The 10415-nt window shown below is 42.5% G+C and carries 13 protein-coding genes; 1 reads left to right on the top strand and 12 read right to left on the bottom strand.

Going from position 1 to position 10415, the window contains the following annotated elements:
* Positions 1-7 precede the first annotated feature (7 nt).
* The 10 genes from F6K52_RS24845 to F6K52_RS24805 form a co-directional block, all read right to left on the bottom strand.
* Positions 8-1081 (bottom strand): contractile injection system protein, VgrG/Pvc8 family, encoded by a 1074-nt coding sequence (locus F6K52_RS24845; protein WP_293084315.1) that lies wholly within the window; start codon positions 1079-1081, stop codon positions 8-10.
* Positions 1082-1132: 51 nt separating this feature from the next.
* Positions 1133-1306, bottom strand: coding sequence for a hypothetical protein (locus F6K52_RS24840; RefSeq protein WP_293084312.1), 174 nt, complete (start codon positions 1304-1306; stop codon positions 1133-1135).
* An 80-nt stretch (positions 1307-1386) separates the two neighbouring features.
* Entirely contained in the window at positions 1387-2094 is a 708-nt protein-coding gene (locus F6K52_RS24835) for a LysM peptidoglycan-binding domain-containing protein (protein WP_293084309.1), read from the bottom strand.
* Positions 2085-3725: a hypothetical protein gene (locus tag F6K52_RS24830; RefSeq protein WP_293084306.1), complete on the bottom strand. Its 1641-nt coding sequence runs from the start codon at positions 3723-3725 to the stop codon at positions 2085-2087. Before F6K52_RS24830 ends, F6K52_RS24835 begins: the two co-directional genes overlap by 10 nt.
* 137 nt (positions 3726-3862) lie before the next feature.
* Positions 3863-4393 (bottom strand): IS607 family transposase, encoded by a 531-nt coding sequence (locus F6K52_RS24825; RefSeq protein WP_293084303.1) that lies wholly within the window; start codon positions 4391-4393, stop codon positions 3863-3865.
* Between the two features lie 588 nt (positions 4394-4981).
* Positions 4982-5164, bottom strand: coding sequence for a DUF6760 family protein (locus tag F6K52_RS37065; RefSeq protein WP_364419527.1), 183 nt, complete (start codon positions 5162-5164; stop codon positions 4982-4984).
* Positions 5158-5556 carry a phage tail assembly protein gene (locus tag F6K52_RS24820; protein WP_364419520.1) on the bottom strand — a complete coding sequence of 133 codons (399 nt, stop codon included), beginning with the start codon at positions 5554-5556 and terminating at the stop codon, positions 5158-5160. The genes F6K52_RS37065 and F6K52_RS24820 overlap by 7 nt, the downstream gene beginning before the upstream one ends.
* Before the next feature lie 3 nt (positions 5557-5559).
* Entirely contained in the window at positions 5560-5985 is a 426-nt protein-coding gene (locus F6K52_RS24815) for a phage tail protein (protein ID WP_293084300.1), read from the bottom strand.
* Positions 5986-6032: 47 nt separating this feature from the next.
* Entirely contained in the window at positions 6033-7241 is a 1209-nt protein-coding gene (locus tag F6K52_RS24810) for a phage tail sheath subtilisin-like domain-containing protein (protein WP_293084297.1), read from the bottom strand.
* A gap of 28 nt (positions 7242-7269) precedes the next feature.
* The gene (locus tag F6K52_RS24805) at positions 7270-8205 is read right to left on the bottom strand and encodes a Pvc16 family protein (protein WP_293084294.1); all 936 of its coding nucleotides are present in this window, start codon (positions 8203-8205) and stop codon (positions 7270-7272) included.
* A 970-nt stretch (positions 8206-9175) separates the two neighbouring features.
* Here F6K52_RS24805 and F6K52_RS24800 point away from each other — a divergent pair.
* Positions 9176-9658, top strand: a complete 483-nt coding sequence (locus tag F6K52_RS24800) for a LuxR C-terminal-related transcriptional regulator (protein WP_293084290.1) — start codon at positions 9176-9178, stop codon at positions 9656-9658.
* A 40-nt stretch (positions 9659-9698) separates the two neighbouring features.
* Here F6K52_RS24800 and F6K52_RS24795 read toward each other — a convergent pair whose 3' ends face one another.
* The gene (locus tag F6K52_RS24795) at positions 9699-9872 is read right to left on the bottom strand and encodes a hypothetical protein (protein WP_293084287.1); all 174 of its coding nucleotides are present in this window, start codon (positions 9870-9872) and stop codon (positions 9699-9701) included.
* A 317-nt stretch (positions 9873-10189) separates the two neighbouring features.
* Positions 10190-10415 (bottom strand): hypothetical protein (locus tag F6K52_RS24790; RefSeq protein ID WP_293084284.1); only part of this gene is annotated, 226 nt, incomplete at its 5' end.

Genomic DNA, 10415 nt, shown 5'->3' with positions numbered 1-10415 from the left:
AATAACGTCATGTGCTGTTCCTCCGAGCTGTAAAATGGGTGCGATATCCCGACTGGGCGTGATAATGATTAACAGTGGCAGTGACATAATACTGACCGTTGAAGCGTTTTCCTAAGCCCTCAATCTTGATGACTTTGCCTGCTCGTAAATCTGTACGCCCCCAACAAACCCCTTCACCAGTAATTAAGGTTAGTGCGATATTATTGAAGCGGGCTTTGGCAAATTGATCGGCTTCTGCTTGAGTGAATACTGGGCGATCGCTTACTTGGACAACTGCTGTACTAAAAGCGTCTTCAACCAGGGCAGCACCACTTTTTTGTCCCCCCATTGTGGACACTTCATCCCCAACCTTTGCTTGTGCAACAATCTCTTGTTTTTCTTTAGGATTCCAACCCCGCACTGTTAACTCAGTTATTTGTCCCATAGAAGATAAATGGGGATAAAATTCTATCAAGTCATCTTCAAAGCTAAGGGTTATAATTTCACTTTCGGCATTACCTACAGGTCGGAAAAATAGGGTTTTATCTTCAACAACTACTTCGTAGTTAATCCGTTTGGCTCTCTCTTGCAAAAACTCAATGTCTGTTTGCTCCGCTTGTAAAATATATTCATGCACTACCTGGCTATCTTCAACTTGAGCAGTGAATCCTGCATCCCTGGCAATTTTGGCAGCAATATCACTATCTTTTTGCTGGAGGAAGGTTTGGGTTTTTTTACCTCGCTGGAGACGATGGCGACGGTCATAACCCCGCACCGTTAACCTGGGCAGTCTATCAAAGGCAAATTCTGGGTCTATGCCAGTAATTTCGCCAATAATCAGGGTTTCTAAATTATCACCATAGCCGAGTTTAACTTCCACAACATTGCCAATGGCAAACAGTTCTTCGTCATTAATCCAAGTCGTTTCTTCTTGCTTACTATCTGAATGTGTAAGTTCGAGTGTAAACATGCCTGGTAATTTCACATCATGGTCAACGGTAAGGCTAATCACGTGCAATTTCGCTTCCACAGGCAAGGGTGAGCCGTTGATGATAATTTCAAAATTAGGAACAAGAGGGCTTTCGCGGTTAGCAACTGGCATAGATTATTTCTATTTGAGTTGTGAACAGAATCCCTGTCTTGATGCAGTCGCTCATGGGGGAAACCCCCAAGACCGCGCTGCATCGCTTAGGGAAAGGCAAGAGGCAAGAGGCAAAAGGCAAGATTTAATCAAGTATATAGGGATTTTTGGAGCAGGGAGCAGGGAGCATTCTGAAAGAGCTTGGAGGATTTTTTTGTGTTCTAAAAAATCAGCAAGATTGTTCATGACCTATTAGCTGATAGCTGATAGCTGATAGCTGATAGCTGATAGCTGATAGCTGACATAAATGCTATAGATCATTCTTCTCAACCTAATTTTGGAATAGTTAAGGTTTGACCAATGTACTTTTCTAAGTTACGTGGATCATCGAGTTGATTAGCTTCGGCAATAATGCGCCAACGTTTAGGATTCCGGTAAAATTGGGCTGATATATCGCTTAAGGTATCGCCACCCTTGATAATATGAGTGGTGAGTTCAGGATCGGTTTGACGTTTGTCTGCTAATGGAGCGAGAAATTCTAGGACAGTAAGGTTTAAATTGGCTCTCAGGGGTTTACCATTGCCTTTAAAGAGGGTGAAATTTTGGGTCAAACTGGTAATGACACCAGTAAAGGGGAAATCGGAACCGACAGGAGCTTGACCCCAAGAAATTTCACAAACTGGCGGATGCTGTTCATCTCGCTCAATGCGAGTTAGAGCCACAATTTTGTTGGTTTCTTGTCGCACATCCTGAAAAATAAGGCTTTCAGTGACATCGAAAAACAGTTCCAACGTTAGCTGACGACTACCTCCTCCTTTAAATTCTACAGTGGGTGCATTAACCTGTCTTTGAGTGTTGGCTTGTTCTCCACTAGAGTCTTTCGGGGGTCCCCAGTTAACGGATTTACTGACAGAATAGGATTCTGGATTGAATTGCACTGAAAATGCCTTTTTCTGCAACCTGTTATACTGCTCCCCCTGTTTTTCTAAAGGAGTAATCGTCAGCTTCGTTAATCTTTGTTGTCCTAGTTCCATTTCCCAATCCCCCGACGTTCCCTTTCTACCATTAGTTTACGAGCCAGAATACGACTGACTTGTTCAGCCACTTTGGTTAAATCTATCGCTGATGCTGGTGCTGTTTCTGGGGTAGACATCGGCGTTGTGGCATTTCCCAACCTTGCTTGAACGGTAGAGTTTTCCACTGCATTGGTTTGACGTGCGATCGCTCCATTCGTTTTTATTTGGGTGATTGCTAGAGGTAGAGGCAGTTTTTGATGATGGGAGCTTCTGGTTGATAAGTCTTTACTAGCCTCTATGGTATTGGTAGTTTTCAGCCAAACCTTGTTTAATTCAGATGAAGAAGATAACTGGGTAGGCGTTGTGTAAACTACAGTATGGTTACTAGCAAGTGATGCTTTTTGAGATAGTTGTATAGGTGAATTTCCATGCTGTTTTTGTATGAAAACAGTTGGCTTATAGTTTGTTTCTGCTAGTTTGGGTTGGATAGGTTTGTTACTTAAAGGTTGATTTTTAGCTTGAATCGTACTTTGATATGATTTACTATTTGTTTTTGCTAGAGGTAAATCTGGACTAGAGTTAGTGTGACTTATAGTTTGGTAATGACTAGCTTGACTTATGGTGGGAGTGTGAGGGATTATTTTACCGGAATTGGGAGATAGTTTAGCTTGAATTACAGTATCCTCGTTATCCTCTTTTTGGTAAACCGTACTTGGAGATGATGGACTATTGGTTTGAGCCAGAGGTAGATCTGGAATAGATTTACTTTGAACTCTACCAACATTACTAGCCTTAGCTGCTGTGATGGTTGCTTTTCGACTAATCCGCAACATTCCCGATTTTTCAGGGTAGGGAGGTGAGGAAGAGCTACTGGTTTCACGTTGAGATTGAGTTACTGTAGGATTGGTGCTAGATTTAGGACTAGATTTAGGATCTTTATGCTCTTGTATAGAATTAGACTCATGACGTGATAAGGTATTAATTTCTGCCAACGTTCCTTTACGATTAATCTTAAGCTGTGGTTGTGTTCCTTGCCTACTTCCCTTCTCCCCAGTTTCCTGAATTGTCTTCCCAAGGGGAGTAGAGGAAGCAGACTTAGGCTTTTTTTCTACCAATGAAATTGGGGTTGTAGTCTGGTTGTGGTTAGTTTCTTTGACCAATGGCTTGGTCATTACTGTTACTTTCTGGGATATTGCTGTCGGGGTTTTCCCTACAATTTCCCTACTATTGTCCCTACTATTGTCCCTACTATTGTCCCTACTATTGTCCCTACTATTGTCCCTACTATTGTGAAATGGTTTTGGTTGAGTCTGCACAAAGGGTTGAGCTGTTTTTCCCGTTTCTGAATAGCTGCCAGGATTGACTCGCCATTGCCCATCAAAGCCGTCGGCTGATTCTGTGCGCTGTCGCTGAAGACGTGACATGATGGCTGTAGGCTGCAAAACTCCAGAACCATAACGTAATTTTACTTGTTCCGGTAACACGGACTTTTGTACAAGTCTTCCCGCTGTCCCTTGAGTAGCTTGGTAATGACAATGTAACTGCTGGGTATTAATGACCCCAGCAGGTTTAACCAGTCGCCGCTGTAGACGTTGCCCCAAGCTTGAACTGTCTGGATTATTGGAGGAGGGTAAAGGAGAATCTTCCATTCTTGTGTTGCAATAGTCAACTTTTGAACTGGGGTCTTGCACCAAGTTGAGTTTTTTGTACTGGTGCAAGATCTCAGTTGAATAGCGATCGCTAATTCTGTGAGCCTCCAAACCACTGACGAACCATTGCTCGTTGCTCAGGGTTTAGGAACACTCGAATCTTCTTGGATTTTTTTGCCGTATTTTCGGAGTCCTTGGAGAGGCCGCGAGAAGATGTTAATGATCGAGAGAAGATTTGCGGTAAGTTTTGCTTTTGGACAACTTTCAGCTTGGTCGGATCCCATGATTTTTCCACCGTTGAGACCGACCAAGTATTCAATGAGTTCAAACTCAAACCGGGTAAATGTGTCTCGACAGCCAACAACAATCGTGAGCTTATCTCCGCGCAAAATCCGTTCGAATATGGCTCTAAGTCCTTTGTTTTTGTAATTGAGTCCTGAGCCGATATCTGTGACGATTTCCGCTTCCGGGAAGAGGGAGTGCATGTAAGCGATTTGCTTAACTAGGTCGTCTTTTTGCTTACTGTTACTGACTCGACAGTAGCAGATAGTTGCTGACTGCCTTAGTTGTCTTCGCCCAAGGCTGAGCAAACTTTTTGTGTCAAAAAGTCTGGTACCTCCTGGTGTTTTTTCGCATTTGATGGTGCCATTGTCTGCAGACTTGCTCAATCTATTCCTAGAAAGTCCCGTGAGTTCGGCTAGCTTAAAGAGTGGGGTGTCAATCAAGAGGTAGTTATACAACATTTACTTTAGCCTAAAGAAGACATTTGTTAATCAAAACTATATTCAATTGACTGCAATTTTATTAGTAAAAAATACTTGTTTTATAAACCATCCCTGGTAAACAATGAATGCAAAATCTGATTTAATAAGCCGACCTAATTGCCCTTACTGCAATTGTGAGCGAACAGTTAAAAAGCGATGCAGAGGTGGGACTTGTGGCGAAAAACGGGTCAAGGGCACCTAAGCAGTCATGGGGAGCCAGTCTGGTAAAACTAATCATATTGAAAGATTAAATAATACCTTAAAACCTCAGGGGTTGACAACAAATCTCAAACCTAGATAGGTGTTAGGTGTTAGGTTTTAGGTGTTGGGTAAAATGAGCGCATCAGAGTCATTTGTATTTGCCAGCAATTGAAGCAATTTTTACCAATTCAACTTCTTCTATAGTTTTATTGAATCCATCCCGCAAGGGCAATCTTCCCGCGCCACCTAACCCCATTAACCTAACCCCTGTAAGATTTTAAAGAGCGCTTGTCACCCCCTGAGCTCTATCTGACCAGTTTGGGCATTCAAACGCCGATTAATCTGGGCAACTTCCTCCACCCACCGTCGTCGCTGACTGTGTTCCATGGCCATGATGGATTCATAGTGCCAATGAAAGTGGTAGGCGAGATAGGCTACCTCCTGATGGAGTTGATCGAGGGGGTAGCCTAAGATTCCCCCGACATATCTAGTTCCACGGCAAAATCTTTTTCACAGTGGGGACAGATAATCTGGAGCGATCGCATTCCATTGCCATTGATCCGATTGTAGAGATCCTGCAAATAAGCCAAGTCTGAGGCAAATAACCCTTCAATCACTTTTGGGTTAATGATTTCGACAGAACCAATGCGGGTGACAACCCGAGATAACAGAATGACAATTAAATAGGCTGGGTTAGATTGTACGCGAGGGTCTTTCAGGGGCACAATTTCATCAGCAGCCGTTGCCAATCGCATTGTGCCTTCCCGATGTAAATTTCCCTCTTTGTCCACATAACCTGCTGGTAATGTAAACTCATACTCAGTTTGCAGCATTGTTGCTTGCTCAGGAATGCTCAGAGTAGTCATTATTTATACCCGCTCCAGACGTTCACAAGTCACGGTTAGGGTATCAATGGCAACATCACTGCCTTTGGCATCCAAACTAGGTGCTTCATACTTACTAGCCCAGGCTTTAAAGAAGTTCCAGCGTACTTTCTCCTGTCCGGTATCATCAAGCAGAATGATGGAACCATTTTTGCGTTCAATCTGTCCATTGACTGCAGCTAAGTGCCAGTCATAGAGTTCACGGGAATCGGTTATTCCCCATTTCAGGGAAATGTCAGGATAACTGGCTTTCCCTCGCAGCTTACGTACTGTAGCATCGTCTCCACCTTCACGATATTCAACGATTTCTACTTCAGAACCAAAACCACTACATTCAGAAAATCCTGCCTGAACAATGCCATCAATTTCCATCAGGAAACGATAGTTCTTATAGGGATCAACTCTTGCCATGACTAAATCTCCTTTCCAGTTAGTTCAAAAGTTTATTACTCGCCTTATTACTCACCAGCGGTTTGCTGGATGCGGAAGATAACAAATTCAGCAGGCTTGACAATGGCTACCCCAATCAGGGTCACAACTTGCCCTAACGCTCTTACTTCTTTGGGATTGGTTTCCGCGTCGCATTTAACAAAAAAAGCTTGCTCCGGTGTTTCCCCAAACAATCCTCCATCCCGCCATTCATTTAACAGAAAATCTCCCACTGTCCGTTTAATCCGTTGCCACAGGGCTAGATTATTGGGTTCAAAGACAGCAAACTGTGTCCCCTCATCAATAGATTCCTGTAGGTAGTTGAAATAGCGACGGGTACTGACATAGCGAAAATCAGCATTAGCATCATCTGCCATAGTCCGCGCTCCCCAGATTTTAATGGTGCCTTTGAAAGAACGGATCAGGTTAATCCCTTCCGGATTTAAACCATCATGCTGGGCTTTACTAATAGGACGACTGACATCGAGGGCATTAACAATAACTTCGTTAGCAGGTGCTTTAAACACTCCCCGGGTTGCATCATTACGAGCATAGATTCCAGCAATATGACCACTAGGAGGTAGAGTATCTGGGGCATTGCTAACGGGATCAAAGACATTAATCCAGGGATAGTAGATAGCAGCATAGCTGGCTTGCTGACTACGACCAACAGGACGGATATTTTCTACATCACTTGGCTCTTTAGTTTGATCGCCATCTAGGACTGCTACTCGGTCTCCCATTTTGGCGCAGTGAGCGATGATAGCAGTGTGTTGAGTTTGACTTATTGCTGCAGGTAAGGCAACAATGGTGATTTCATCAACTGTTTCAAACTTCTCTAACTCTTCAGCCGGGTTATCAATTTCTGTTGCAGCGGCAACCCGGAGCACATAACAACGGGAACCTCCATTGAAGAAGAAGCCATACACCCCATGGGCTAAGATTTTATTGCCCTCTTGGAAATCACCAAACTTAGTTTTGAACTCTTCCCAACTGGTAATTAATGTTGGTTGACCTGCGGTCGCCACCTCGTAAGGGGCAGGAACAGCATTACCCTGATCATCTAAAACAGGATTACCATCATTATCCTTTTGAAACTGTCCTGGTTGGTCTGGCATAGTAACATTATCAGCTACCACACCAATAAACCCAGCAACACTGGTTGCCACTCCAGCAACAGGTTGGGAAGCTGGCGGCACGTATTCAACATAGACTCCAGGGGAGAGATACTGTGGCATAATTCTTACTCCTTGATAATCACGAAAATTACTGCTGTAACTCCAGGTTGTAATTACTTGCTGCGGTTTCTACTGGGATAGTGATATTAGCCTCCTGTACACCATCGTCTAACTGCACCCGTAAGGTATAAGCACCAGCAGGAATTGCCCCGATGCTATAGTTTCCATCTCTATCAGTGGCTGCCCTCAGATTACGCTCAACCAAAACAACCGTTGCGCCTACAACAGGTTTATTGTCAGCATCCGTAACTCGTCCACCAATCCGGAAAAATCGTTGTTCGTTGCCTGGTAAAAGTTGTGGTGAGGATGGTGAAATCCTCTGACCTAAAAATCCTTGTTGAGTGCTAGGCACCAGTTGTGGTGGTGAGGATGGTGAAATCCGCTGACCTAATTGCCAATCTTGAGTAATCACAATGGGGGTTGGCTCTGGCTCAAATAGTTCCTTAATCGCAATGGTTACTGTGACTGTAATGGAAGGACGTAATTGATTCCCCAATGCAGTCCAAAACTCGGAAGCGCTTTGTACTCGCTCTACTTGAGCAGTTACCATCGGTAAAGGTAGATCTTGCCCAGCAAGTCGAGTATTTTCTAAAAAAGGTATGTCTGGAATAGTTGGATAGGCTGAGAATAGTTGCAGCACTTGGCTGAGTAATCGGTGTTCTTGCAGGGGTAATTCTTCGCCACCAATGGGCCAAGCTGTGACTAAATAAGAACAGGCTATGCGCTTTGGAGGATTATGAATAATTGCCTGTCCATCCCGCATCTCAATAGTTGGTTCATTACTACGTAGTTCCAGGTTTTCCCGAATATCGTACAGAAATAAATTCACCGTCGTCTGTCCAGGACTAAACGTTTCTGAGGGACGCTCAAAGGAAATTTGAGCCTCCGCTAATTCTGGAAACCTTGACGATAGCCTGGTATCTTCCAAAATCCTTCTCAACACTTGACTCAGATCGCGAATCATCCTAACTGACCTGGTTGGATTTACTCAGCAGCTACGCACCCGACTGTCACAGCCTAGGGCGTGTTTGTACACTTCTTTATTATTAATTTTTCCAGACATCCTCTACCAGTCACGTTTTCTAGCTAGTAATGTTTGACTAGCTCATTTGAACTAATCCATTTTGACTAGGAAGATGCTGTGACTAGTGTCTGAAAATCAAAAATTGAGAAATTGACTATATTTCTCTGCAGATGGGGAGATGGGGAAAATAGTCCTTAAGTTAAGGTATATTTTAATACATATTTAGAGTAGCTTATACGGAATGAACGTACGTAGTCGTCCCAATCTTTAAAAACTTACCCTTGTAAGGGGCGGGGGGATTCCTATTCCACCTCAAGCAGGGCTACAGTTTTTGCTTTGACTCGAAACCCATAATTGTTGAATCTCAATAAATAAAGGATATAAAATCTAATATCTGTGTTATACTACTGGTTGTGAACTCACAGAATCAATCTAATTGTGGTGCAATCAAAATTGTATAAACTACTTAAGTTAAGTATAAAAAAATTACCAAAACAAAAAATAAATATCCAAAAAAAATATCAGCATAAATATTGGATAAGTTTTCGTTTATATTCAACATTTATAACCAGATAAAGTAATTTTTTATTTATGGTGTTAATAATTGCATAAAGTAAAACTATTTTGTAGGTTAAATAGTTTTAACTATGAGGTGGGAGCGACTGCATCGCTAGTTTAAAAGATTTAGTTACAGTCTCTTGGTGCGCGTTTCCTAGCCCTTCCACGAAAGCGCGGGGTGGCACCGCTGATGAAACTAGGTGAGGAAGGAGTAGTATGCCCTTTTCTGTCAAGTTTTGTTGCATCCTGCAACATTTCTGCTCGAAACCCTGAAGGTTAAATTCTATCCTTCCCCAAACAGGTTGTGATCATCAATCAAACAGGATATCTATAGGTACTTGACATGTCTATCATGAAAGAGAAACGTAATCTTACTCTTTATAGTCAAGATATAGCTACTAAAGATCTACAATCCGAGTTAGGAAATCAAGTGATTGGTAAGCTGTTTATCAATAATTCTTGTTTTTTAGTTTTTGAAACAAACCACGAATTTAAACCTAGTTTAGGGTCTAGCTCTAATTCACCCCCTCAAAGCAGTTGTCGTTTGAATGCAGTTGGTTATCTTGAGGTAGATGGGAAATTTTATTCAATTACAGAAGAAAATACTACTTCCGCCACATCTCATGTTGCTAGTCTATTAACAGAACGAGAGTTACAAATTGTTACTCTTGTTGCCTCAGGTCAGTCTAATAAGCTAATTGCTAAACAGCTTGAAATTAGTGAATGGACAGTTTCTGCTCATCTACGTCGGATCTTCCTGAAGCTGGATGTAGATAGTCGAGCGGCTATGGTTTATCAATGTGCTCCTTTGATTCAGCAATTAGAAATTAAGTAGCTATAGCAGAAGTCAGAAGTCAGAAATCAGAAGTCAGAAGTCAGAAGTCAGGTATGAGCTGATAGCTGACTGCTGACCCATGATATTGTATGGCACTGGATGCGATCGCATTATCTGGTCGAGCACTCGATGCGATCGCATTATCTGGCCGAGCACTCGATGCGATCGCGTAATCTGGCCGAGCACTGGATGCGATCGCATTATCTCCGAGCACTGGATGCGATGCGTGAGCATTGAGCCGCTACGCGAACGCATTTTATTCTAATGATGTAGACAGGCTTTTTAGTACTTTAACTATTACCTACTCTAGGCTCCCTAATTTTAGATCATAAGCTCCCTTTTTATATCAGTAAATTGAAAAATACTGTCAAATTAAATAACACCTAACTGAGTCTATAAATAGCTAATTTTAATAATTGCAAATAAATGTAAATATTAGTAATTTAAAGCTTGCATTTTTTCGAAGAGTTATATATACTATAGAAGGTAAAGATCGATACTAATAGCCGCGCTGGTCGTAGCCGTTAATAACTACCAGCGCGGCTTTCCTCCCAACCAAATAGGAGTTACTTCCATGATGGCAGACAAATCACGATCATCAATCCCAGCTTTTAAGCAACCCACCGGTGCTAATGATGCTGGTTTGGTTAAGAGTTGGAATTTTTTACTCTTTTTCGCTTGCGGCGTTACCCTGTCGAGGGCGCACCCTACAATATCGTAGATTAGCCCAAAGGGGTATGGCTTGGAGCGTTGCTTA

The sequence above is a fragment of the Moorena sp. SIO3H5 genome (genome assembly GCF_010692395.1).
In the GTDB taxonomy this organism is placed as follows: domain Bacteria; phylum Cyanobacteriota; class Cyanobacteriia; order Cyanobacteriales; family Coleofasciculaceae; genus Moorena.
This window is presented reverse-complemented; position numbering and strand designations above follow the sequence as displayed.